The sequence below is a fragment of the Pseudomonas sp. TE3910 genome (assembly GCF_056279025.1).
The window spans coordinates 3,592,066-3,616,872 of record NZ_JBWBQN010000001.1; the positions used below are offsets into that span (position 1 = coordinate 3,592,066).

20 protein-coding genes and 2 pseudogenes are annotated in these 24,807 nt (G+C 60.1%); 14 read left to right on the plus strand and 8 right to left on the minus strand.

The window, feature by feature from the left end; all coding sequences use genetic code 11:
- The first annotated feature begins 312 nt into the window (after positions 1-312).
- The gene (locus tag ACZ9H3_RS16485) at positions 313-2,211 is read left to right on the plus strand and encodes an FTR1 family protein (protein ID WP_476221560.1); all 1,899 of its coding nucleotides are present in this window, start codon (positions 313-315) and stop codon (positions 2,209-2,211) included.
- 59 nt (positions 2,212-2,270) lie between these two features.
- Positions 2,271-2,732 (plus strand): YaiI/YqxD family protein, encoded by a 462-nt coding sequence (locus ACZ9H3_RS16490; protein WP_065758026.1) that lies wholly within the window; start codon positions 2,271-2,273, stop codon positions 2,730-2,732.
- Positions 2,733-2,738: 6 nt separating this feature from the next.
- Here the strand turns inward: ACZ9H3_RS16490 and elbB are convergent, their stop codons facing one another.
- Positions 2,739-3,404 (minus strand): isoprenoid biosynthesis glyoxalase ElbB, encoded by a 666-nt coding sequence (gene elbB, locus ACZ9H3_RS16495; RefSeq protein ID WP_099773294.1) that lies wholly within the window; start codon positions 3,402-3,404, stop codon positions 2,739-2,741.
- A 191-nt stretch (positions 3,405-3,595) separates the two neighbouring features.
- Here elbB and ACZ9H3_RS16500 point away from each other — a divergent pair.
- Positions 3,596-4,597, plus strand: a pseudogene (locus ACZ9H3_RS16500) (sterol desaturase family protein); the annotation flags it as partial.
- Between the two features lie 48 nt (positions 4,598-4,645).
- Here ACZ9H3_RS16500 and ACZ9H3_RS16505 read toward each other — a convergent pair.
- Positions 4,646-5,326: a DedA family protein gene (locus ACZ9H3_RS16505; RefSeq protein ID WP_176717390.1), complete on the minus strand. Its 681-nt coding sequence runs from the start codon at positions 5,324-5,326 to the stop codon at positions 4,646-4,648.
- 208 nt (positions 5,327-5,534) lie between these two features.
- Between ACZ9H3_RS16505 and hemB the strand changes: the two genes are divergently transcribed.
- Positions 5,535-6,545 (plus strand): porphobilinogen synthase, encoded by a 1,011-nt coding sequence (hemB, locus tag ACZ9H3_RS16510; protein WP_476221564.1) that lies wholly within the window; start codon positions 5,535-5,537, stop codon positions 6,543-6,545.
- Between the two features lie 19 nt (positions 6,546-6,564).
- Complete coding sequence (gene ppk1, locus ACZ9H3_RS16515; RefSeq protein ID WP_454240514.1) at positions 6,565-8,805, plus strand: polyphosphate kinase 1; 2,241 nt, start codon at positions 6,565-6,567, stop codon at positions 8,803-8,805.
- Here ppk1 and ppx read toward each other — a convergent pair.
- On the minus strand, positions 8,792-10,294 hold the full coding sequence (gene ppx, locus ACZ9H3_RS16520) for an exopolyphosphatase (RefSeq protein WP_065758070.1): 1,503 nt from the start codon (positions 10,292-10,294) through the stop codon (positions 8,792-8,794). The two genes, ppk1 and ppx, sit on opposite strands and share 14 nt — an antisense overlap.
- A 241-nt stretch (positions 10,295-10,535) precedes the next feature.
- Between ppx and trxA the strand changes: the two genes are divergently transcribed.
- The 5 genes from trxA to ACZ9H3_RS16545 all read left to right on the plus strand — a co-directional run bounded on the left by trxA (position 10,536) and on the right by ACZ9H3_RS16545 (position 15,840).
- Positions 10,536-10,865: a thioredoxin TrxA gene (trxA, locus tag ACZ9H3_RS16525; protein WP_099773297.1), complete on the plus strand. Its 330-nt coding sequence runs from the start codon at positions 10,536-10,538 to the stop codon at positions 10,863-10,865.
- A 229-nt stretch (positions 10,866-11,094) separates the two neighbouring features.
- Positions 11,095-12,354 carry a transcription termination factor Rho gene (rho, locus tag ACZ9H3_RS16530; RefSeq protein ID WP_065758020.1) on the plus strand — a complete coding sequence of 420 codons (1,260 nt, stop codon included), beginning with the start codon at positions 11,095-11,097 and terminating at the stop codon, positions 12,352-12,354.
- Between the two features lie 127 nt (positions 12,355-12,481).
- Positions 12,482-13,948, plus strand: a complete 1,467-nt coding sequence (ubiD, locus tag ACZ9H3_RS16535; RefSeq protein WP_099773298.1) for a 4-hydroxy-3-polyprenylbenzoate decarboxylase — start codon at positions 12,482-12,484, stop codon at positions 13,946-13,948.
- Positions 13,948-14,919 (plus strand): CDP-6-deoxy-delta-3,4-glucoseen reductase, encoded by a 972-nt coding sequence (locus ACZ9H3_RS16540; RefSeq protein WP_476221568.1) that lies wholly within the window; start codon positions 13,948-13,950, stop codon positions 14,917-14,919. The genes ubiD and ACZ9H3_RS16540 overlap by 1 nt, the downstream gene beginning before the upstream one ends.
- Before the next feature lie 273 nt (positions 14,920-15,192).
- Positions 15,193-15,840: a gamma-glutamylcyclotransferase gene (locus tag ACZ9H3_RS16545; RefSeq protein ID WP_099773300.1), complete on the plus strand. Its 648-nt coding sequence runs from the start codon at positions 15,193-15,195 to the stop codon at positions 15,838-15,840.
- Between the two features lie 45 nt (positions 15,841-15,885).
- Here ACZ9H3_RS16545 and ACZ9H3_RS16550 read toward each other — a convergent pair whose 3' ends face one another.
- Entirely contained in the window at positions 15,886-18,261 is a 2,376-nt protein-coding gene (locus tag ACZ9H3_RS16550) for a penicillin acylase family protein (RefSeq protein WP_476221569.1), read from the minus strand.
- 107 nt (positions 18,262-18,368) lie between these two features.
- Entirely contained in the window at positions 18,369-18,938 is a 570-nt protein-coding gene (locus ACZ9H3_RS16555) for a DUF6436 domain-containing protein (protein WP_476221571.1), read from the minus strand.
- 97 nt (positions 18,939-19,035) lie between these two features.
- Here ACZ9H3_RS16555 and bipL point away from each other — a divergent pair, with 97 nt between their 5' ends.
- Positions 19,036-19,977 (plus strand): phospholipase BipL, encoded by a 942-nt coding sequence (gene bipL, locus ACZ9H3_RS16560; protein ID WP_476221573.1) that lies wholly within the window; start codon positions 19,036-19,038, stop codon positions 19,975-19,977.
- Here bipL and ACZ9H3_RS16565 read toward each other — a convergent pair.
- On the minus strand, positions 19,970-20,719 hold the full coding sequence (locus tag ACZ9H3_RS16565; protein ID WP_065758013.1) for a DUF2059 domain-containing protein: 750 nt from the start codon (positions 20,717-20,719) through the stop codon (positions 19,970-19,972). The two genes, bipL and ACZ9H3_RS16565, sit on opposite strands and share 8 nt — an antisense overlap.
- Before the next feature lie 113 nt (positions 20,720-20,832).
- On the opposite strand from ACZ9H3_RS16565, the pseudogene ACZ9H3_RS16570 reads away from it, so the two are divergent.
- A pseudogene (locus tag ACZ9H3_RS16570) lies at positions 20,833-21,466 on the plus strand (2OG-Fe(II) oxygenase).
- Between the two features lies 1 nt (position 21,467).
- Positions 21,468-21,956: a 2-thiouracil desulfurase family protein gene (locus tag ACZ9H3_RS16575; RefSeq protein ID WP_065758011.1), complete on the plus strand. Its 489-nt coding sequence runs from the start codon at positions 21,468-21,470 to the stop codon at positions 21,954-21,956.
- Here the strand turns inward: ACZ9H3_RS16575 and ACZ9H3_RS16580 are convergent.
- Positions 21,953-22,723, minus strand: coding sequence for a transporter substrate-binding domain-containing protein (locus ACZ9H3_RS16580; protein ID WP_065758010.1), 771 nt, complete (start codon positions 22,721-22,723; stop codon positions 21,953-21,955). The two genes, ACZ9H3_RS16575 and ACZ9H3_RS16580, sit on opposite strands and share 4 nt — an antisense overlap.
- 232 nt (positions 22,724-22,955) lie before the next feature.
- Here ACZ9H3_RS16580 and ACZ9H3_RS16585 point away from each other — a divergent pair, with 232 nt between their 5' ends.
- Positions 22,956-23,429, plus strand: coding sequence for a DUF4399 domain-containing protein (locus tag ACZ9H3_RS16585; protein WP_330522197.1), 474 nt, complete (start codon positions 22,956-22,958; stop codon positions 23,427-23,429).
- A gap of 59 nt (positions 23,430-23,488) precedes the next feature.
- On the opposite strand, the gene serA is transcribed toward ACZ9H3_RS16585, so the two are convergent.
- A complete protein-coding gene (gene serA / locus ACZ9H3_RS16590) occupies positions 23,489-24,718 on the minus strand; it encodes a phosphoglycerate dehydrogenase (protein WP_065758008.1) in 1,230 nt (409 codons plus the stop codon).
- Positions 24,719-24,807 lie beyond the last annotated feature (89 nt).

The following is a 24,807-nucleotide window of genomic DNA, read 5'->3' on the forward strand; positions in this document are numbered from 1 at the left end:
AGGCGGGAGGCTGTTATCCCTTTGAACGGCTAGTTCCAAATCCTCATTAATAGAGGAGCCTAAATTTCCATTCGCTATATGGAATGGCGCGGCATTATAAGCGCAATTTGCTGGCTAATTAATGGCGTTTTGACTCGGGATCTTCCTGTTTTGCCATCAGAGAATACGACCCGACGGGCGGCGGATTACACGCAGGGCGTTTACCACCTGATTTTGTGACAATTTTTTTCAAGGCAGACCTTCGCAAGCCTTGAGTGTGAATCAATGGAAGTGAACAATGTAATGCCACGCATTCTTGTTCGAGATTCGCTCATGACTTCCCGCTTCCGTTTGCTTGCCTGGTTGCTTTGGCCAGTGTTGGCGTTGAGCAGCACCTCTCTGTTTGCCGGTACGGTTGAGGGCGCCGCCCAGGCATTGCACCTGCTCGATTACATTGGCGCCGATTACCCGGCAACCGTTGAGGCAGGGAAGGTGGTAGACCCTTCTGAGTACCGTGAGCAGCTTGAATTCCTGGGGGTGTTGCAGGGTTTGATCAGTGCGCTGCCGCAGCGCCCTGAGCGCCAGGCACTGGAGCAGGGTGTGGCGCAATTGCGTGAGGCGGTCAGCCAGCGTGAGGAAGCAACCGTGGTGGCCACTCAGGCCCGGCAATTGGGGGCTCAGTTGGCGGCGGCGTATGAGGTAAGCCAGGCACCGGTCATCACGCCTGACCCTGTTCGTGGCGCCCCGTTGTATGCCCAGCATTGTGCTGTCTGTCACGGTGATAACGGTGTTGGTGACGGCCCGGCAGGTGTAGGCCTGACGCCGCCGCCCGCCAACCTGACCAGCAGCGAGCGGCTGGACCGCTTGAGCCTGTTTGACCTCTACAACACCCTCGGCCTGGGTATCGAAGGCACGGACATGCCGTCGTTTGCCGATCAGCTTGATGAGCGTCAGCGTTGGGATTTGGCTGCCTACATCGCAGGTTTCACCGCCGACCCAGCCAAGGCCAAGAGTGACAGGAAATTCAACCTCGCTGATCTGGCGCGGCATACCCCTCTGGAGGTCCAGGCCAACGAAGGGGCTGAGGCCGTCGCCGTGTTCCGCGCCCAGCGAGCCCAGCCGCCGCAGGTGCAGCGTGGCGCTTCACAACTGTTGGGTTATACCGCCAGTACGCTGGACAAGAGCCTGGCAGCTTACCGGGCCGGTGATCGCGAACAGGCCTACGACCTTTCCGTTGCCGCCTACCTGGAAGGCTTCGAACTGGTCGAAAGCTCGCTCGATAACCTCGACACCAACGCGCGCAAGGACACCGAGCGGGCGTTGATGGCCTACCGGCAGTCGCTGCAGGACGGTTTGCCAGTGGCTCAGGCTGCCCAGAAGCTTGAGGTTGCCAAGAGCAAGCTGGCCAAAGCCGAAGAACTGCTCGGTGGCGGCGGCCTGAGCCAGTCGTTGAGCTTTGTTTCCGGCCTGTTGATTCTGCTGCGCGAGGGCCTGGAGGCCATTCTGGTGTTGGCCTCGGTCATTGCCTTTTTGCGCAACACCGGCCAGGCCGCAGCGGTGCGCGGGGTGAACATTGGTTGGGGGCTGGCGTTGCTGGCAGGGTTGGCAACCTGGGCATTGGCCGCCTATGTGATTGATGTCAGCGGCGCCCAGCGCGAACTGCTTGAAGGCTGCACGGCACTGTTTGCCAGTGTGATGGTGCTCTGGCTTGGCGTGTGGATGCATGATCGCCGTCATGCGGCGGCCTGGCAGGATTACATCAAGAGCAGCCTGGTCAGTGGCGGTGGGCGTTTTGGCTTTGCCTTGCTGGCATTCTTTTCGGTTTACCGCGAGCTGTTTGAGGTCGTGCTGTTTTACGAAACCCTCTGGCTGCAAGCGGGCCCGGCGGGCCACAACGCGGTGCTGGCTGGTGGGGCCACGGCACTGGTGCTGTTGGTTGGTTTGGCCTGGGTGATTCTGCGTGGCTCGGCGAAGCTGCCGTTGGCGCTGTTCTTCAGCATCAATGCCGGCCTGCTCTGCGCCCTTTCGGTGGTGTTTGCCGGGCATGGGGTCAAGGCGCTGCAAGAGGCCGGTGTCTTTGGTACTCGGCCTGTGGCGTTCTTTGAGTTCGACTGGCTGGGCATTCACGCTGACGCCTATTCGCTGGCGGCCCAGGCTGTGGCGCTGCTGGCGGTTGCGACACTGTATGGGCGCAGCCGCCTGGCTGAAAAGCGCCGGGTGCAGGTCAGTTGATTTGAAGCCGGGCAGGCGAGCAGGGATACTGTTCGCCTGTTCTTCCGGAAAATATAACCATGCGTGTCTGGATCGATGCCGATGCCTGCCCCAAGGCAGCCAAGGATCAGGTCGTCAAATTCGCCCTCAAGCGCCAACTCGAGGTGGTGCTGGTCGCTGGGCAAAGCCAGATCAAGCCCGCGTTTGCGTGTGTCAGGCTGATCGTGGTGCCGAGTGGTCCGGATGCTGCCGACGATTACCTCGTCGAACATGCGGTTCCCGGCGAGTTGGTGATTTGCAGCGATGTGCCGTTGGCCGATCGCCTGATCAAGAAGGGTGTCGCCGCGCTCGACCCACGTGGGCGTGAGTTTGACCCACACAACATGGGCGAGCGCCTGGCGGTGCGTAACCTGTTTACCGATCTGCGTGAGCAGGGCCAGGTGGGGGGTGGCCAGGCGCCTTACGGTGATCGCGAGAAGCAGGCATTCGCCAACTCGCTGGACCGCATCCTCACGCGCCTGGCACGCGAGTTCCCGGGGTAGGGCGACTCAGTCGTCCTGCGAGGCCAGCTCCAGCACCCGGTCCACCAGCTTGTTGATACCCGCGGCTGCTTCGCTGATCGATTGGGCCAGCATGTAGGCCGGGGTGCTTACCAGCTTGCGTGCAGTGTCTTCGACGATCTCATCGACCGGGCATTCCTGGTGGGTGCCGCCCATTTTTTCGATCGCTGCGCGGGTGCCGGCATCGTTGCCGATGGTGCAGATCACTCCCGGGCCATAGATCTTGGCTGCCAGGGCCGGCGAAATGCAGATCAGCCCCACCGGTTTACCGGCTTCGGCGAACGCTTCGGCCACGGCCAGCACGTCTGGGTGCACGCTGCAGCCCGCGCCTTCGGTGGCAAAATTCGACAGGTTCTTTGCTGCCCCGAAACCACCAGGCACGATCAGGGCATCGAAGTCCTTGGCATCGGCCTCTTGCAGGTCCTTGATACTGCCGCGGGCAATGCGAGCCGACTCCACCAGCACGTTACGCGACTCGGGCATCGTTTCGCCGGTCAGGTGGTTGATCACATGCATCTGGGCAATGTTCGGTGCAAAGCACTGCACCTGGGCGCCGCGCTGATCGAGGCGCAACAGGGTGATCACGCTCTCGTGGATTTCCGCACCGTCGTAGACGCCGCAGCCGGACAGAATTACTGCAACTTTTTTAGTCATGCTTACTCCTCCCGATTCGAGGCGCTAAATGTCCTCTAATTTGGCAGTTGTCGCCATAGGGATTCCAGCGAACCCGGCCTAATCTGGGTGAACAACCTGACGGTGGACGGGCCATGGACTTCATCCTCTATGCGGTGCCTTTTTTCTTTGTGCTGATTGCGCTGGAGCTGCTGGCCGACCATTGGCGGGGCATGCGCAATTACCGCGTGGCCGATGCTATCAATAGTCTCAGCACAGGTGTGCTGTCGACCACCAGTGGTTTGCTGACCAAGGGCGTTGGCTTGGTAACGTACGCCGTGGCCTGGGAGCATCTGGCGCTGTTTGCCCTGCCTGCCGAGCGCTTCTGGGTGTGGGGGCTGGCCTTTGTTGGCTATGACTTCTGTTACTACTGGCTGCACCGCTTCGGGCATGAGCGCAATGTGCTCTGGGCGGCACATTCGGTGCACCACCAGAGCGAGGACTACAACCTGTCCACTGCTTTGCGCCAGACCAGTACCGGCTTCATTTTCTCCTGGATCTTCTGTTTGCCGTTGGCTGTCCTGGGCGTGCCACCGCTGGTATTTGTCAGCGTCGCGGCGCTGAACCTGCTGTACCAGTTCTGGGTGCATACCCGGCATATTCCCAAGCTCGGCTGGTTTGAGTGGGTGTTTGTTACACCGTCCAATCACCGTGTACACCATGCTCAGAACCCTGTGTACCTGGACCGTAACTATGGTGGTGTGTTCATTTTCTGGGATCGCCTGTTCGGCACGTTCTGTGAGGAAGACGACAAGGAACCGGTTGTTTTCGGTGTGACCACGCCCCTGGCCAGTTGGAACCCGCTGTGGGCCAACCTGCAGGTTTATGCGCAGTTGTGGGCAGACGCCCGGCGCGCTGAGCGCTGGTGGGACGCGGTGCGAATCTGGTTCATGCCGACTGGCTGGCGCCCGGTCGATGTGGCTCGGCGTTATCCGCATGCCAAGCAGGACCTGAGTCGTTTCCAGAAGTTCGAGGTCCCGTTGGGCTGGCCAATGCAACTGTACGGGGTGGTGCAGTTTGCCGTTTACGTCGCCTTTGGCAGCTACCTGCTGGCGCAGGGTGAGCAGTTGTCGCGGGCAGCGCTTGGGCTAGGCTGGTGCCTGATGGCGTTGGGTTTGTATGCACTGGGCGCCGTGCTGGAGAATCGGCCCTTGGCCTTTCGGTTGGAATGCGTGCGGTTGCTACTGAATCTGCCGGCCATGGCGCTGGCCGGGCACGTGGGGTTATGGGCTGTTACGACGCCGGGGTGGCTCATGCTGCTCGCTTACAGCGGCGTCAGTGTCCTCGCCCTGATCGGCCTCCACACCAGCCGCCATATTGGCTTGCAGCGCGTCAGCCGCTTCTTTCCTGGCAATACGAGCGGCCCTGAAGCGCCGACGCAACCACAACACTCCACCAAGCAGCAGCAAACCGCCGAGCACCCATAGTTCGTAACGCTTCACGTTACCCAACAGGCCTTCGAGGATGGCCCCGAAGTGGTACGCAGCTGCGCCCAGTGCCGCAGCCCAGATGGCGGCACCGAGGCCATTTAGTAGCAGGTAGCGGCGTGGCGGGTAGCCGGACAGGCCAATGGCCACTGGCATGACGGTACGCAAACCGTAGACAAAGCGGAAACTGAGTACCCAGATGTCCGGGTGACGGCGAATATGTTCCAGTGCGCGGTCGCCCATCAGTTGCCAGCGCGGCTTGCGCGCCAGCAGCTTGCGCCCATGCCGGCGGCCCATGAAGTACCAGAGCTGGTCGCCGGCGTAGCTGCCGAAGAAAGCAACTAACACCACCAGATTGATGTCCATATATCCGCGGAACGCAAGGAATCCGGCAAGCACCAAAATGGTCTCACCTTCAAAAAAGGTACCGAGAAAAAGGGCAAAGTAGCCGAAATCCTGTAGGAATTGTTGGAGCATTTTCTGGGAGCTGGGCGAAATGAACGCGCAGCCTACCCCTTCGAGCGCGTTCGGGAAAGTGTCCAAATGTGTCTCGACGTGAACATTTCCTACAAGGACAATGTCTGCGTCCTCAAGTCGCAGGGTTGCCCATAGCTGTCATACACGCGTCATAATGGCTGCTTATAACTGTCGCGCTCGCCCGCCTGCGCGGGCTCAGGAGTCTGCCGTGAGCTTTACCCCCGCTAACCGTTTGTTTCCTGCCACCCGCCTGCGTCGCAACCGTCGCGATGATTTTTCCCGTCGTCTGGTTCGCGAAAATGTTCTGACTGTCGATGATTTGATCCTGCCGGTATTCGTGCTGGACGGCGAGAATCGCCGTGAAGAAGTCGCGTCGATGCCCGGTGTCGAGCGTCTGAGCATCGACCTGCTGCTCGAGGCAGCCGACGAATGGGTCAAGCTGGGCATTCCGGCGCTGGCGCTGTTCCCGGTCACGCCGGCCGAGAAGAAGTCGCTGGACGCTGCCGAGGCCTGGAACCCCGATGGTGTTGCCCAGCGTGCAACCCGTGCATTGCGCGCACGTTTCCCTGAGCTGGGTGTGATCACCGACGTCGCGCTGGACCCGTTCACGACCCATGGTCAGGACGGCATCCTCGACGAAGAAGGTTATGTACAGAACGACATCACCGTCGATGCCCTGGTGCGTCAGGCACTGTCCCATGCCGAAGCGGGTGCGCAGGTGGTTGCGCCCTCTGACATGATGGACGGTCGTATCCAGGCGATTCGCGAGGCGCTGGAGCTGGCCGGTCACGTCAATGTGCGGATCATGGCCTATTCGGCCAAGTACGCCAGCGCCTATTACGGCCCGTTCCGCGATGCGGTCGGGTCGGCACTTAACCTGGGCAAGGCCAACAAGGCCTCCTATCAGATGGATCCTGCCAACAGCAACGAAGCCTTGCATGAGGTGGCCGCCGACCTGGCCGAAGGTGCTGATATGGTAATGGTCAAGCCCGGCATGCCGTATCTGGATATCCTTTACCGGGTCAAGGAAGAGTTCAAGGTTCCGACCTTCGTCTACCAGGTCAGTGGCGAGTACGCCATGCACATGGCAGCCATTCAGAATGGCTGGCTCAGCGAAGGGGTTATCCTTGAGTCGCTCACCGCTTTCAAACGAGCAGGTGCTGATGGCATCCTGACTTATTTCGCTGTTCGCGCTGCTCAATTGATGAGAGGGCAGTAACGCCCTTCAGGAACGCTAGATGAATAACGAAGTGCTTAATGACGCTGCTATGAAGGATGCCCAGCCAGTGCCTGAGCCGATGGTGGAAACACCGCCAGAGCCGGCAGCGGTTCTGGCACCCGTGGTGGACGCGCCTGTGGTCGAGGCCCCTGTGGTGGCCCCCGCCCCGGCAATCGCCATTCCGGGCCTGGACGACAGTAGCCTGTATATCCACCGGGAACTGTCGCAACTGCAGTTCAACATTCGGGTGCTGGAACAGGCGCTGGACGAGTCCTACCCACTGCTGGAGCGGCTCAAGTTCCTGCTGATCTTCTCCAGTAACCTGGATGAGTTCTTCGAAATTCGTGTAGCGGGCCTGAAAAAGCAAATTACCTTTGCCCGTGAACAGGCGGGTGCCGATGGCCTGCAGCCGCATCAGGCGCTGGCGCTCATCAGCGAGCTGGTTCACGGCGAAGTCGACCGCCAGTATGCGATCCTCAATGACGTGTTGTTGCCGGAGCTGGAGAAGCACCAGATCCGCTTCATCCGCCGTCGCTACTGGAACACCAAGCTCAAGACCTGGGTGCGGCGCTACTTCCGCGACGAGATCGCTCCGATCATTACACCGATCGGTCTCGACCCGACGCACCCGTTCCCGTTGCTGGTGAACAAGAGCCTGAACTTCATTGTCGAGCTTGAAGGGATTGACGCCTTTGGTCGCGATTCCGGCCTGGCGATCATCCCGGCACCGCGTTTGCTGCCGCGAGTCATCAAGGTGCCGGAAGACGTCGGCGGCCCGGGCGACAACTATGTGTTCCTCTCGTCGATGATTCATGCCCACGCCGATGACCTGTTTCAGGGCATGAAGGTGAAGGGCTGCTATCAGTTCCGACTGACCCGAAACGCCGACCTGGCGCTCGATTCCGAGGACGTCGAAGACTTGGCGCGGGCCCTTCGTGGCGAGCTGTTCTCGCGTCGTTACGGCGATGCGGTACGTCTGGAAGTGGTCGATACCTGTCCCAAGCACCTGTCGGATTACCTGCTCAAGCAGTTCAGCCTGAGCGAGAGCGAGCTGTACCGGGTCAATGGGCCGGTCAACCTGACCCGACTGTTCAGCATTACCGGCCTGGATAGCCACCCTGAGTTGCAATACAAGCCGTTCACTCCGGCCATCCCCAAGCTGTTGCAGAACAGCGAGAATATTTTCAGCGTGGTCAGCAAGCAGGACATTCTCCTGATGCACCCCTTCGAGTCGTTCACTCCGGTGGTCGATCTGTTGCGCCAGGCCGCCAAGGACCCTCATGTCCTGGCCGTGCGCCAGACGCTTTACCGCAGTGGTGCCAACTCGGAAATCGTTGACGCGCTGGTCGACGCGGCGCGTAACGGCAAGGAGGTCACAGCGGTGATCGAATTGCGCGCGCGTTTCGATGAAGAGTCAAACCTGCAGATGGCCAGCCGCCTGCAGGCCGCAGGTGCCGTGGTGATCTACGGTGTGGTCGGTTTCAAGACCCACGCCAAGATGATGCTGATCCTGCGCCGCGAAGCCGGTGAGATCGTTCGCTACGCGCACTTGGGTACGGGTAACTACCATGCTGCCAACGCCCGCCTGTACACCGACTACAGCCTGCTGACCTCTGACGATGCCCTCTGCGAAGACGTCGGCAAGCTGTTCAGCCAGTTGATCGGCATGGGCAAGACCCTGCGCATGAAGAAGCTGCTGCACGCGCCGTTTACCCTGAAAAAGGGCATGCTCGACATGATCGCGCGTGAAACCCAGTTTGCCCTCGACGGCAAGCCGGCGCACATCATCGCCAAGTTCAACTCGCTGACCGATCCGAAGATCATCCGTGCGTTGTACAAGGCAAGCCAGTCCGGGGTGCGTATTGATCTCGTGGTGCGCGGTATGTGCTGCCTTCGCCCAGGTATCGCCGGTGTGTCGCATAACATCCATGTGCGCTCGATCATCGGTCGCTTCCTTGAGCACACGCGGGTGTTCTACTTCCTTAATGGTGGCGAGGAGCAGATGTTCCTTTCCAGTGCCGACTGGATGGAGCGCAACCTCGACAAGCGTGTGGAGACCTGTTTCCCGGTCGAGGGCAAGAAGCTGATCCTGCGGGTGAAAAAGGAGCTGGAAGGCTACCTGACCGACAACACCCACGCCTGGATTCTGCAGTCGGACGGCCGCTACGTACGCAGCATGCCAACCGGCAACCAGAACCCGCGCAGTGCCCAGGCGACTCTGCTTGAGCGCCTGAGCAACCCGGTCCTCAGCGTACGCTGAGGACGAAGCCGACCCGGGCCAGCCACTCCGCCTCAAGGGCGAAGTCGGCCTGGGTCAGCTGGTTCTGCTCCAGCCAGCCCTTCGGGAACTCCACGTCGAGGCTATCGCCTGCGGCATGCAGGGTGACTTGCGGCATCTGTTGAGTGCCACGGATGTGGTGGAACAGGATGGCAAAGCGCAGCAGCACGCACAGACGAATCAGCTTGACGCCGTCGTCGCCGAACTCGGCAAACTTGTCCTTGGGAATATTGCGCCGGTGACCGCGTACCAGTAGCGCCAGCATTTGCTGGTCTTCGCGGGAAAACCCGGCCAGGTCCGAGTGCTCGATCAGGTAGGCGCCGTGCTTGTGGTAGTGATAGTGGGCGATATCCAGGCCCACCTCATGTACCTTGGCTGCCCAGCTCAGCAGTTCACGCCAGATGCCGTCTTCCAGATCCCAGGCCGCCGCTACCTGATCGAAGGCATGCAGGGCCTTGCGCTCGACGCGCGCGGCCTGGCCTTGATCGACGTGGTAGCGCTCCATCAGCGAGCCGAGCGTGCGTTCACGCACGTCTTCGTGATGATGGCGGCCCAGCAGGTCGTACAGCACGCCTTCGCGCAGAGCACCTTCGCAGTGATCCATGCGCTGCAGTTCCAGGGCGTCGAAGATGGCTTCGAGGATGGCAAGGCCTGCCGGGAAGATGGTCCGGCGATCTGGCTTGATCCCTTCAAAGTCGATTTTCTCGACATCGCCGAGCTTGAACAGCTTGCGCTTGAGCCACGCCAACCCTTCGGCATTAACCTCGCCCGAGCCCTGGCCGCCTGATTTCAGGGCCAGGCCAATGGCGCGGATGGTGCCGGACGAGCCAATGGCTTCATCCCAGGTCAGGCGGTGCAAGGCGTTCTCGATGCTCATCAGCTCCAGCCGTGCTGCCGTGTAGGCCTGGGCATAACGAGCGGGCGTGATCTTGCCGTCGCGGAAGTAGCGCTGCGTGAAGCTGACACAGCCCATTTGCAGGCTTTCGCGCAGCAGCGGCTCGAAGCGCTGGCCAATGATGAATTCGGTACTGCCGCCGCCGATATCGGCAACCAGGCGCTTACCCGGCGTGTCGGCCAGGGTATGGGAGACGCCCAGGTAAATCAGGCGGGCTTCTTCGCGACCGGAAATGACTTCGACCGGGTGGCCGAGAATGGCCTCGGCACGGCGGATGAACTCACCGCGGTTGCGGGCCTCGCGCAGGGCGTTGGTACCGACGATACGTACGGCGCCGTCAGGCATTCCGTTGATAAGCTGGGCAAAGCGCTTGAGGCAATCGAGCCCGCGCTGCATGGATTCTTCGCTGAGCTGGCGCTCTTCATTGATGCCGGCGGCCAGCTGAACCTTTTCACCGAGCCGCTCAAGAATGCGGATCTCGCTGTGGATGGCCTTGGCGACGACCATATGAAAACTGTTGGAGCCCAGGTCGATAGCAGCGATCAAGGACAGGTTCTTGGCTGTGGTTTGCGGCATGATCATGGGTTCTCGGTCTTTAACCCGCCAATCCTGACATGATCCATCGCTGACGCCAACGCGCAGTGTAGGAAGGCTTGATATGGCGCAGGTTGCACGGGGGAATGTGACGTTGTTGTGACAAATCGATATGCAAAGTCATCCACAACTATAGTTACACTCAATCGCCTGCGACTTCCTGTCCGCCATCTGGGCGGCTATGATGGGCGACGTTTTTTTGCTTACGACCTTGGAGACTTCCATGAGCAGCGATCTTATCAAACACGTCACTGACGCCAGCTTCGAGCAGGAAGTGCTGAAGGCTGAGGGCCCAGTGCTGGTGGACTATTGGGCTGAATGGTGCGGCCCTTGCAAAATGATCGCTCCAGTGCTGGACGACATCGCCGCCACTTATGAGGGCAAACTGACCGTCGCCAAGCTGAACATCGACGAAAACCAGGAAACGCCAGCCAAGCACGGCGTGCGTGGTATTCCTACCCTTATGCTGTTCAAAAACGGCAACGTCGAGGCCACCAAGGTCGGCGCACTGTCGAAGTCTCAGCTGGCGGCCTTCCTGGACGCCAATATCTGAGTCAAAAAAGCCCCGCATTTGTCGGGGCTTTTCTTTGCTCGGTGACTAGACGCCAGAAAAAGCAAGTGGTACATTCGGCCTCGCACTGTTTCTTCGGTGCCCTCTGCACGCCGTCGCCGACGCATCCCCAATTCGAATCAGTACGCGATCCTGTCGCCTTCTTTGCGGCGCGGCTTCATTAAGCCAGAAGCTTAATTCTCCCTTCTTACATGATTACGTCACTCCCCTTATGAACCTGACTGAACTCAAGCAAAAGCCGATTACCGATCTGCTCGAAATGGCCGAACAGATGGGCATAGAAAATATGGCCCGTTCGCGCAAGCAAGATGTGATTTTCTCCCTGTTGAAAAAGCATGCGAAAAGCGGCGAGGAAATCTCCGGTGATGGCGTGCTGGAGATTCTCCAGGACGGTTTCGGTTTCCTGCGTTCGGCGGATGCCTCTTACCTGGCCGGCCCTGACGATATCTACGTTTCGCCTAGCCAGATCCGCCGCTTCAACCTGCGCACCGGTGACACCATCGTTGGCAAGATCCGCCCACCAAAAGAAGGTGAGCGTTACTTCGCACTGTTGAAAGTCGACACCATCAACTTCGACCGTCCAGAAAACGCGAAGAACAAGATCCTGTTTGAAAACCTGACGCCGTTGTTCCCGAACGTGCGCCTGAAGATGGAAGCCGGTAACGGTTCCACCGAAGACCTTACTGGCCGGGTCATTGACCTCTGCGCGCCAATTGGTAAAGGTCAGCGCGGCCTGATCGTCGCACCGCCAAAAGCGGGCAAGACCATCATGCTGCAGAACATCGCGGCCAACATCACCCGTAACAACCCCGAGTGCCACCTGATCGTTCTGCTGATCGACGAGCGCCCGGAAGAAGTGACCGAAATGCAGCGCACGGTGCGTGGCGAAGTGGTTGCCTCGACCTTCGACGAGCCGCCAACCCGCCACGTACAAGTGGCTGAAATGGTGATCGAGAAGGCCAAGCGCCTGGTCGAGCACAAGAAGGATGTAGTCATCCTGCTCGACTCCATCACCCGTCTGGCCCGTGCCTACAACACCGTCATCCCGAGCTCCGGCAAGGTACTGACCGGTGGTGTCGATGCCCACGCCCTGGAGAAGCCAAAGCGTTTCTTCGGTGCTGCGCGTAACATCGAGGAAGGCGGTTCGCTGACCATCATCGCCACTGCGTTGGTTGAAACCGGTTCGAAGATGGACGAAGTGATCTACGAAGAGTTCAAGGGCACCGGTAACATGGAACTGCCTCTGGACCGCAAGATCGCTGAAAAACGCGTCTTCCCGGCCATCAACATCAACCGTTCCGGTACTCGCCGCGAAGAGCTGTTGACCGCCGACGACGAACTGCAGCGCATGTGGATTCTGCGCAAGCTGCTGCACCCGATGGACGAAGTTGCGGCCATTGAGTTCTTGATCGATAAGCTCAAGCAGACCAAGACCAACGACGAGTTCTTCCTCTCGATGAAGCGCAAGTAAATTCGAGCAGGTCGCAAGAGCCGGGGAAACCCGGCTTTTTGCTATCTGCACATTGGCTATTCTGGCCGACCGGGTATAAGGCTACACTTTGCCACCCCGTCCGATACGGCCAACATGAGGCTTACGCATGCAGTATCGCGATTTGCGCGACTTTATCCGCGGCCTGGAACAGCGTGGCGAACTCAAGCGCATCCAGGTTCCGATTTCTCCTGTCCTGGAAATGACCGAAGTCTGCGACCGCACCCTGCGGGCCAAAGGCCCGGCCCTGCTCTTCGAGCGACCTACCGGGCATGATATTCCGGTGCTCGGCAACCTGTTTGGCACGCCTGAGCGCGTGGCCATGGGCATGGGTGCCGAGTCGGTCAGCGAGCTGCGCGAAATCGGCAAGTTGCTGGCTTTCCTCAAGGAGCCAGAGCCACCGAAAGGCTTGAAGGACGCCTGGTCGAAACTGCCGATCTTCAAGAAGGTCGTGTCGATGGCACCCAAGGTCGTCAAAGACGCGGTCTGCCAGGAAGTGGTTATCGAGGGTGATGATGTCGACCTGGGCATGCTGCCGGTGCAGACCTGCTGGCCAGGCGACGTCGCGCCGCTGATTACCTGGGGCCTGACGGTTACCCGTGGGCCTAACAAGGATCGCCAGAACCTCGGCATCTATCGTCAGCAGGTGATTGGCCGCAACAAGGTCATCATGCGCTGGTTGAGCCACCGAGGCGGTGCGCTCGACTACCGTGAGTGGTGCGATAAGAACCCGGGCAAGCCATTTCCGGTGGCGGTGGCCTTGGGCGCTGACCCGGCAACCATTCTCGGCGCTGTGACCCCGGTTCCCGACACCCTCTCCGAATACGCCTTTGCCGGCCTGTTGCGGGGCAACCGCACCGAGCTGGTCAAATGCCGTGGCAGCGATCTGCAAGTGCCGGCGAGCGCCGAGATCATCCTGGAAGGGGTGATTCATCCTGGTGAAATGGCCCCAGAGGGGCCTTATGGCGACCATACCGGCTATTACAACGAAGTCGACAGCTTCCCGGTGTTCACCGTCGAGCGAATCACCCACCGGACCAAGCCGATCTACCACAGCACCTATACCGGGCGGCCGCCGGATGAGCCCGCGATTCTCGGTGTGGCACTCAACGAAGTGTTCGTCCCGATCCTGCAGAAGCAGTTTCCGGAGATCACCGACTTCTACCTGCCGCCGGAAGGCTGTTCCTACCGCATGGCGGTAGTGACCATGAAGAAGCAGTACCCGGGGCATGCCAAGCGGGTGATGTTGGGTGTGTGGTCGTTTTTGCGACAGTTCATGTACACCAAATTCGTTATCGTCACTGATGATGACATCAATGCCCGCGACTGGAATGACGTGATCTGGGCCATTACCACGCGCATGGACCCCAAGCGCGACACGGTGATGATCGACAACACGCCAATCGATTACCTGGATTTCGCTTCGCCGATCTCCGGGCTGGGTTCGAAGATGGGCCTGGACGCAACCCATAAGTGGCCAGGCGAGACCACCCGTGAGTGGGGCCGCGTCATCGTCAAGGATGAGGCTGTCACACGGCGAATCGATGAGTTGTGGAACCAGTTGGGAATAGACTGATGCAGGTAACGTTGCAGCCTTCCGGTGCGGTATTGACGATCAAGCCCGGAGAACGGATTCTGGAAGCGGCGCAGCGTCTCGGTTACGACTGCCCACAGAGCTGTCGCAATGGCAACTGCCATGTCTGCGCCGCACTGCTGGTTGACGGTCGTGTGCGCCAGGAAGGGCAGGTGCGTGATCACGGCGAACTGTTCACTTGTATTGCCGAACCCCTCGAGGATTGCACCTTGCTATGGGACGGTGTGTTGGCGCTGGGCGAGCTGCCAGTGCGCAAGCTGGCTTGCCAGGTGAGTGAGTGTGTCGAGCTTGGCGGTGACGTCTGGCGCGTGCGCCTGCGTGCGCCTGCCGGCAAGCCACCGCGCTATCACGCTGGGCAGTACCTGATGATCGAGCGGGAAAACGGCGAGAAATCGGCTTTTTCCCTGGCCTCGGCGCCACATCGTGGGCGTGATCTGGAGTTGCACGTGCTGGCCCGTGAGAACAGTGCGCGTGATTTGATTGCCCAACTGCAGCGTCAGGGCATGGCCCGTGTTGAGCTGCCGTTCGGTGATACGCACTTGGCCGAGTTGCCGGAAGGCCCGTTAGTGTTGATCGCTGCAGGCACCGGTATGGCGCAGATGCACAGCCTGATCGAGCATTGCCGCGCGCAAGGTTTCAAGTACCCGGTGCACCTGTACTGGGGTGTGCGTCGTCCAGAAGATTTCTACGCGCTTGAGCACTGGGACGAGTGGCAGCAGCTACCTAACCTGTACCTGCACAAGGTCGTCAGTGACCTGTGTGGCTGGGAGGGGCGCTGCGGCCTGTTGCACGAAGCCGTGTGTGAAGACATTACCGAACTGACTTCGGTACAGGTCTACGCCAGCGGTTCGCCGGCCATGATCTATGCCACGCTCGATGCTTTGGTGAGTGCCGGCATGGATGCGCATCAAATGCGTGCCGATGTCTTCGCCTATGCGCCGCGAAACGGCTAACGGGATCAAGGCGCGCTGCAATAGCGCGCCTTACTAACTAACCGTTATTGTCGCTTGCCATTATGAAAGGCCATTGTTGCAGGGGCTGAAATTAACTTTCGCGGCACTTGCAAGTGTCTGCTATTACTTGCTGAAACACTTGTAAAGCGGCTCTTTCAGACCGTTTGAGGGCTTGTTTTTCGTGGGCTATCTGCCGTACGGTAACTGCACGGACTGTGTATTTGTTTTAGAGTGAGTTACCTAATTAACTCACGGGGAATTCTGGCGACGGCTATGTCGGCAATTGAAACTGCATCTGTGAATGTGGCATATCCTCCCTTGCTTGATTTCGGGTCGCAATTGACTCAAGAGCAACTTCTGCACTCGGTTCATCGCACCATGGCCTTGCATCAAGGGGGGCCGGTCTGGCTATTTGCCTACGGTTCGTTGATCTGGCGTCCAGAGTGCTCCGCCGAGGAGCGGCGTCGGGCGCGGGTGCATGGTTATCATCGCGGCCTCTACCTGTGGTCCCATGAGCACCGTGGCACGCCGGAGTGCCCAGGGCTGGTCTTTGGCCTGGACCGCGGCGGCTCCTGCAGCGGGTTTGCCTACCGTCTGCCGGAAGAGCATCTGCACGATTCGTTGCTGGCGCTCTGGCAGCGAGAAATGCCCTATCCGGCCTATCGGCCACATTGGCTGAGTTGCCGACTGGATGACGGCAGCAAGGTTCAGGCACTGGGTTTTGTCCTGGAGCGGCACTTGCCGTGTTACGCCGGCAATCTGCCGGATACGTTGCTCAGCCAGATCTTTGCCCAGGCCAAGGGGCGGTATGGCAGCACCCGCGACTATGTCGAGCAGACCTTGAACGCCCTGCGCAGCCATGCCATGCCCGATCGCAATCTGGAAGCACGGTTTCGTCGCTGTCATTCCCGCGAGGTGTAGGGGCCAGCAAGGCTGGCCTCTACCGACTTGCTGGTCGCAGGGCTGTCAGGGTTCCGGTGTCAGATGCAATATGCTCTTCGCCGGGATCACCCCCATTTGCGCCCGCTGGTACTTCCCGTCCATGTAGTCCCGGGCTTGGTCGGCATAGTGGGTATCGAACAACACGCCACTTTGCCCAACCGGGTTGATACTCAAGGACTGGCCGGCATCGGCAAAGTCGATCAGGCGTCGTGTCGAGGGGCCATAGGTCACCGGCCATGGTGCCGGGCTAATCTTCGCCGAGAAGTTGTTCGGCACTTCATGGCTGCCTGGGGCATTGAACGGCCCTACGTTAAACAGCCTGTCCAGCGGTTTCTGTTGGCCCAGCGGGTGACCGTGGGTCAAGGTGTGTGCTTTGCCCCATTGCCAGCTTGCCGGGTCGTTGCCAAGGGTTTTGCGCAGGTGCGCCAGGCTGTTATGCCAGGCTTGGACAACAGCATCCTTGCGGTTGCCACGTTCGTTGCTGCCTCTATGCTCCCACCACGGCGAGTCAGGGTCAGCGGCCAGGCGCGGTAGCGCTGCGTCAATGACGCGGGTCGAGATCAGGGTGTCAAACCACAGGTCGCCCAGCTCATCGTGCAGGGCGGCGCGGCTCAGCTCATAGAGGAATTGGTTGAACACGGTGGCGCTGATCGAATCCAGCGGATAGTCGCCAGGCCAGGCGGCCAGTTGCTCGACCAGTTCCTTTTCCTGTTCCCCCTCGGCGACTTCTCGCAGTACCGACAACAGCGGTGCGAGGGTGCGCGGGCCATAGCCGGTGGTGGTGCCCAACTGCAATGCCTGGCTGTTGTGTATATCCCATTGGGTCTGGTCGGTTGCAAGGTGGTGGGCCAGCTGTTGACCACGGTCGGCCGGGTTGTAATAGCCGGGAATGGGCATGCCGGTCGGTGACTGTGGCTGGGCATTGGCCGAGACGATATAACCGCTGGCCGGGTTTTCCTGTTGGGGGTTGGCGTTGAACGGGTAGAAGCCGAGCTTGTCGGCTTGTGCACTGCTGCCATCGAGGATGAATGCCGGGTTGACGCCCTCCGGACGGATCGGCAACCGGGCGGCGGCCCACCAGCCGATGTCGCCGCGGGCATTCGCCCAGACCAGGTTCAGGCCTGGCGCGTGGATCTTCGCGGCAGCGCTGCGCATTTTTTCCCGGGTATTGGCGCGGTTGATTTCGTAGAAACCCTCCAGTATCGGGTTTTCACTTTCGAGAAACGTCCACCACATGGCGATCGGGGTGGTGCTGGCGGTTTTGCCTAGCACGTCGTTGACGATGGGTCCGTGCGGTGAGCTGCGCAGTGCGAGGGTCACCGGTTGTTCGCCCTTGACCATGATCTGCTCTTCGCTACGTGTCAGCGCTTGCCATTGGCCGTTGATACGAACCTCATTGGGCTGTGTCGGGTTGACCTGTTCGGCGATCAAGTCGAGGTCGTCGTTCTGGAACATGGTCAGGCTCCAGCCGAACTCGCGGTTATGCCCCAGCGAGGCAAAGGGGTTCAGCGCCTGGTGGTAGCCGTACAGATTGAAGCCGGGTGCGGACAGCTCGGCTTCGTACCACACGGCTGGCACGGCAAAACTGATATGCGGGTCGCCTGCCAGCAGCGGCATACCGCTACGGGTGTGGCTACCGGCCACGGCCCAGGCGTTACTGCCTTCGAATTGCGGGATACCCGCGTCAAACAGTGCCTGCTGGCTGCGTTGGGCTAGCAGGTTGAGGCTTTGCCAGTCGGCGGCAGCGAGCTTGGGTGCTGCCTGTACCGCGCCTTCAGGGTGCCAGTCCAGGTCGAAGATTTTCAGGTAGTCTGGGCCCAGTTGGTCGCGGATATAGGTGAGCACCGGTTCGGTCCTGAAGGCGGCAGCAAAGCTGTACGCCATGTAGCCGGCGATGCTCAGGGTGTCCTCGGCCGTAAAGGGGCGTGGCGTGATACCCAGTATGTCGAACTCTATCGGTTTGGGGTGCGAGGCCTGCCAGGCGTTAACGCCGTCCAGGTAGGCTTGCAGGGCTATCCAGGCGGGCGATTGTTTGTCCTGACGGGCCACCATCAGTTCGGCCTGGTCGCGGATGCGCAGGCTGCGGAACAGCGTGTCGGTTGGCACCAGTTTCGGCCCGAGCACCTCGGCCAGTTCACCTCTGGCCAGACGGCGCATGATTTCCATCTGGAACAGGCGGTCCTGGGCATGTACGTAGCCCAGTGCTCGGTAAAGGTCGGTCTCGTTACGCGCTCGGATATGCGGTACGCCACGCTCGTCATAGCGTACGCTGACGGGGGCTTGCAGGTTGGCCAGGGTTACCTCGCCCTGACGTTGCGGCAATTTGCTCTGTACATACCAGAAGCCACCGGCGGCCAGTGCCGTGAGGGTGACGGCGAGTAAGCTCAGGCTGCGTTTCATCGAGACTCCTTGTGTGGGGCGAGTGACGGCTTCAACAACGGGCGCGTGTGTTTTCGGACAGAGGATAGACGTTGCAAACTCAACCCATCGGCAAGGGGGGTGAGAAATCAGGCGCCCCATGGGCAGTAGCAGCCCACTGCCAAGGTGTGCGTGGCGCTGACTGAGCGTCCTTGGCTCAGCGCCTGCAGAATCGGCTCGATGAAGCTGTTGCTCGAATTGCAGGTCGCGCCTTCGCTGTAAGGGCCGAAATAGGCCAGCTTGCCGTCTCGGTCCCAGATCGCCACGGCAGGGCTGGCGGGCAGCTGTTCAGCGCCTGGCAGTGTTGGCAAGGGCTTCAGGGCGCTCAGGTTGGGCGGCAGCTGGCCGCGGCTGCCTGCTTTCTGTACTGCATAGAAGGCTACGCCTTGGGGCGCAAAATGTGCGATCAACTCACTCAGGTGCTGTTGGTTGCCAACATTGCACGGGCAGGCCGGGTCCCAGAAGTGCACCACGCGGATCGGCCCAGGGCCGGCGAGGTCGGCAGGCAGGTGCAGGTTGTCACCGGCAAACAGTGCGGTCTGGTTGTCGAACGTGCGCAGGTAGCGGCTCTGGAAGCTGTCATAGGCCCACCACAGGATGGCTGCGCAAAGCAGCAGGGTCAGGCCGGTTAACAGCGTTTTTGCACGTGGTCGAGGCATGTCCATGGGTCCACAAAAGGGCGCATAGCTTGCCATGCCAGTGACGACAGATGAATATCGTGGATCAATCCTTTGTTTTTGTGCCTGGATGCCCGCTATGTCCGCTTCGTTCCAGCCAGATGCTTTGCGCGCCAGCTTGCAGCCGCTATCGGCTCGTCAGCCGCTGTCAGCGCAGGCGGCGGCGTATCAGCACTTTTATGGTCTGGACCTGCCGGCGCGCCCGGTACCGGTGGAGCGCTGGTTGGGGCGATTCCAGGTGGCCGGCTATGACGTGGTCGGCCAGGTCTGGCTGGCGCCGGCCCCGGTGGCGACACTGATCCTGTTACACGGCTTCTACGACCATATGGGCTTGTACCGGCATGTCATCGACTGGGCGCTGGACCAGGGCTTCAGTGTGATTGCCTGTGACCTGCCCGGGCATGGCCTGTCCAGTGGCGAGCGGGCCAGTATCGATGACTTCGCGGTGTATCAACAGGTGCTTGAGGCCTTGTTCGCGCAAGCGGCCGCACTAGGCCTGCCACAGCCCTGGCACCTGTGCGGGCAAAGCACGGGCGGCGCCATCGTGATCGACCATATACTGAATCACGGTGATGACAGCCCGATCCAGGGCCGGGTGATTTTGCTGGCACCGCTGGTGCGACCTCGCGCCTGGGGCTGGTCGAGGTTCAGCTACTACCTGTTGCGACCGTTCGTGAAGGGCATTGAGCGGCGTTTCAGCGAGAACACCAACGACCCGACGTTTCTGCCGTTCCTGCTGGCAGACCCCTTGCAGCCGCGGCGTTTGCCCACGGCCTGGGTTGGAGCACTGATTGAATGGGTCAAGCGTATCGAGGCGGCGCCGCCGAGTACGCGTCGGCCGCTGATCATTCAGGGGCAGTCGGACATGACCGTTGACTGGCCGCATAACCTGTTGGTGCTACGGGAGAAATTCGCCCAGCCTCAGGTGCTGATGCTGCCCGAGGCGCGACACCACCTGGCCAATGAACTGCCGACGATTCGCCAGCGCTACTTCGCGTTCATTGGCGAGCACCTTACTTGAGGTCGGCGCTGTTCTGGCCGACCGCCAGGCCGGCACGAATCGCCGCGAGGGCGGCCTTGTAGTAGGCCTGACCTTCTGCAGACTCGGCGAAACTGGCGAACTCTTCCAGCTCCGGGTCCGACAGGTCGCGGTAGACGTAGAGCAGGGTGTTGTTCAGGTCGTTGCCGATCTGCTCCATCAGCCTTGCGCGCTGGCCGTCAAGCATGCCCTGAGCCTGACCACCACCGAGCAGTCCCGGAATCATCTGGCTGAGGCTGTCCGCCGCCACGCCGGCAATCGCCAGGCTGACTTCGGCACCGGCTTCGCGGGCCGGCAGGGCCTTGGCCAGGTGACCAATGATCAGCAGGCGGGTATCGCTTGCCTGAATACGCGGCAAGCCCTTGGCATTCTTGGCCAATTGGTCGCGGCGGGTGGCCAGCAGCTCGGCAGCGACGATCTTGCGTCCCAGCGGCGACTGGAAAAACGCCAGGGCCGGTGTCGGATTGCTCAGGTTGGCGCGTAACTGGGCGGCGGCGCGCGCGTCTACAGCCTTTGGCTCGAAACGCTGGTTGCTGTTGTTGACCAATGCTTGAAACACCGCAGGCGGCAGGCTGTTTTGGTAGCGCTGCTGGGCGGCATCGAGGGCATCGGTAAAGTGGGCGCGCTGCTCAGGCCAGCCGGCGACCTTGTAGAGTTGGTCGAGGCTGTCTGCCCAGACAGGCATGGTGCAGCTCAATAGCAGCAGAAAAAACAAACGACGCATTAAAGACTCCTGTCGGCAGAGCGCTATTGTCCGTGGCTTGGCGGGCCTTTGTCGAGACGCGATGTGTTCTGTCAGCCAAGTGGCGCTGTCGATTTTTTTGGCAGATAGATACTATGCGCGGCATGCGCATATCCTCTGATCACCCACTGTTGTTACGTATCGTTGATGACCTGGCCAGCCATGGCTGGTCGCAGCAGAATATTTTCCTGCCAGAAAACCCTGACGCGGGCGCTGGCGGCTGAGTGCCGCAAGCGTGAGACCGAGGGTGATCTAGCCCCGGCAGCCGTCGGGCGCGGCGCTACCCAGGAGGTTCGCGAGGGTATTCGCGGCGACCATATCCAGTGGATCGAGCCCGGTGAGTCCAAGGCTTGCGATCAGTACCTGGGGGTGATGGACAGCCTGCGCGAGGCGATGAACAGCAGCTTGTTCCTTGGGCTTGAGGACTTTGAATGCCACTTTGCGTTCTACCCGCCAGGTGCGTTTTATCGCCAGCACCTGGACCGCTTCCGCGACGATGACCGACGTATGGTGTCGGCGGTGCTTTACCTCAATGAAGCCTGGCTGCCAGAGAACGGCGGACAACTGCGCATGAGCCTCAAAGGTGGGGTCGAGCATGATGTACAGCCAACTGGCGGTTGCCTGGTGGTGTTCCTCTCCGGGGACATTCCCCATGAGGTGCTGCCGGCCACTCGTGATCGCCTGTCCCTGACGGGCTGGTTTCGCCGACGCGGCAACGAGCCATTCTGACATGCACAAGGTGTTGGTCAGTGCCTGCCTGCTCGGCCAGCCGGTGCGTTATGACGGTCGTGCCAGCGGGTATCCGGATTGCCTGCTGCAATGGCAACGGCAAGGTCGTGTCGTGCCCTTGTGCCCCGAGGTGGCAGGTGGTTTGCCGACACCGCGGCCACCTGCGGAAATCCCCGGAGGCCAGGGCGCTGCCGTACTTGAGGGGCGTGTAGTGGTCGTGAACGTCGATGGCGAGGATGTCAGTACGGCCTTTTTGGCCGGTGCCGAGCGGGCATTGCAGCTGGTGCGGCAACACGGCATCCGTATTGCCGTGCTCAAGTCCGGTAGCCCGTCCTGTGGCAATGCCCTGACCTATGACGGCACGTTCAGTGGCACCAAGGTGCCGGGCGAGGGTGTTACCACGGCACTGCTGCGCCGCGAGGGCGTTCAGGTCTTCAGCGAGCTGGAGCTGGACGCCGCATTACAGGCATTGAATGCGCTTGAGGCTTAAGGCTTCGGCGGTTTGCTGGCATCCATCCCGAACCATTTTTCCGACATCGCGCTCAACCGACCATCGTTCTTGATGCGCTGCAGTGCGCTGTCCAGAGCGCTGTGGAAAGCCGGGTTACCCTTCTGGAAGGGAATCGCCAGGTTGAGCACAGGGCCGACAGTTGCACCTTCGGTAACGGGTAGTTTGCTGTCGCGCACGGCATAGGGCACCAGCAAACGATCACTGATGACGGCGTCGATCTGATCGTCGGCCATGTCCTTTATGGGCTGGTGCGTATCCGGATAGCCGCGCAGGTCTACGCCTTCAATGACGCGCGCCTGTTCGGCAAACTGGCTGCCCTGAACGAAGCCCAGGGTGTGCCCCTTCAGGGCATCAAGGGTTGTCAGTGGGCGTTTTTCTTCCTTGCGCACGATAAGTTGGGCGCTGGAGTAGCTGTAGGGCGCGCTGAAATCCAGGCGATCCTTGAGCTCAGGGGTTGCGCTGATCTGATTGAGGGCGATGTCGTATTTGCCGCTTTCCACGCCCATGATCAGGTCGGTGGCGTCGGTCACGATAAACGAGGCGTTGACGTCCAGTTCATTTGCCAGGGCGCGTCCCAGTTCAATCTCGAAGCCGCTCAGTTGGTCATTGTCCTTGAAATTGAACGGTGGGTTGGATGCCTGGACGGCAATGCGCAGTTCGTTGCGGTCGTTAACGTCGTCGATCAGTTCCGCGTGCGCTGCTGTACTGAGCAGGGCTGCAAGCAATACCCCTATGGTCAAACGCATTGTTGCCCCTGTTTTATTTTGGCAGTTGAAGATCGGTTCGCCGCGACTTTATGCAAATGCTGCGGTCGAACGCCACCTAGGACCTTGGTCGGTAGTGGATGTTAGACGTTTCCTACAAAATATTTTGTAGGAAGACAGACAAACACAGACCGTTCCAATTGATCTATGGTTACTGGCTGCTGCCGCACTATTTTGCAGCCTCTGTTAGTGAAGTAAATCACAGGAGTAGTGAATGAAAAGCCTGATTTCGTGTGCAGCTATTGCTGGTCTGCTAATGGGCGTCTCCGTTCTGGCAGCAGCCGAGGGCCTGAAAAGCCAGGAACCGCCTGCAGGGGCCAAGGTTTCCATTCTGTCCCCTGCCGATGGGGCTACGGTGGACAAGACCTTTACCGTCAAGTTTGGTATCGAAGGCATGGCGCTCAAGCCTGCCGGCGATGATACCCCGCACACCGGTCACCACCACCTGTTGGTCGACGTGAGCAAAGAGCCTGCTGCTGACCAGGTGCTGCCAGCCACGGTGTTGCCGGCCGACAATCAGCCGCTGCCGCCGGGTGAGCATGTTGTTCATTTCGGTAAGGCGCAGACTGAAACCCAGATCACCTTGACGCCAGGCAAGCACACGCTGCAACTGGTGCTGGGCGACAAGTTCCACGTGCCATTCAAGCCGAGTGTTGAATCGAAGAAGATCACAGTGACCGTCAAGTAAACACGGCACACAAAAAAAGGGAGGCCATCAGGGCCTCCCTTTTTTATGCCGCAGGATGCTTAGAACAGAACGCGGGAACGGATGGTGCCCTTGATCTGTTGCAGTTTTTCCTGGGCCAGGTCGGAGTACTCGGCATCTACGTCGATAACCACGTAACCCACCTTCTCGTTGGTCTGCAGGAACTGACCGGAGATGTTGATGGCGTTTTCGGCGAAGACCTTGTTGATCTCGCTGAGAACACCCGGGATGTTTTGGTGGATGTGCAGCAGACGGTGCTTGCCTGGGTGGGCCGGAAGGGCCACTTCAGGGAAGTTGACCGAGGATACCGACGTACCGTTGTCGCTGTACTTGACCAGCTTTTCTGCCACTTCCAGGCCGATGTTGGCCTGCGCTTCGGCAGTCGAGCCACCGATGTGCGGGGTCAGGATGACGTTGTCCAGGCCGCGCAGCGGGCTTTCGAACTCTTCATCGTTGGAGCGTGGCTCGACCGGGAATACGTCGATGGCGGCGCCGATCAGGTGCTTGTCCTTGATGGCGGCAGCCAGGTGGTCCAGTTCGACCACGGTGCCACGGGCGGCGTTGATCAGGATGCCGCCTTTCTTGATGGCGCGAATTTCCTTCTCGCCGATCATCCACTGGGTGGCTGCGGTTTCTGGAACGTGCAGCGAGACGATGTCGCACATGCCCAGCAGCTCGTGCAGGTTGTTCACCTGAGTGGCGTTACCCAGCGGCAGCTTGGTGATGGTGTCGTAGAAGTAAACCTGCATGCCCAGGCCTTCAGCCAGGACCGACAGTTGGGTGCCGATCGAGCCGTAGCCGACGATACCCAGCTTCTTGCCACGGATCTCGAAGGAGTTGGCCGCGCTCTTGATCCAGCCACCACGGTGGCAGGACGCGTTCTTCTCCGGGATGCCGCGTAGCAGCAGGATGGCCTCGGCCAGTACCAGTTCGGCAACGGAACGGGTGTTGGAGTACGGTGCGTTGAACACGGCGATACCGCGTTCGCGAGCCGCGTTGAGGTCGACCTGGTTGGTACCAATGCAGAAACAGCCGACAGCGACCAGTTTCTTGGCGCAGTCGAAAACCTCTTCGGTCAGCTGAGTGCGCGAGCGGATACCGATGAAGTGAGCATCGGCGATCTTTTCCTTCAGATCGGCGTCGGGCAGAGAGCCGGTGAGGTACTCAATGTTGGTGTACCCGGCGGCCTTAAGGACGTCCACGGCAGTTTGGTGGACGCCTTCGAGGAGAAGGAACTTGATCTTGCTCTTATCGAGAGAAGTCTTGCTCATCTGCGTAAACCTGTGTCCCGGAGAAAAAATGGCAGGGAAGAGAAGCTGTCGCAGATCGGCCTGAAGCACGATTAGCGGGGGGCATATGC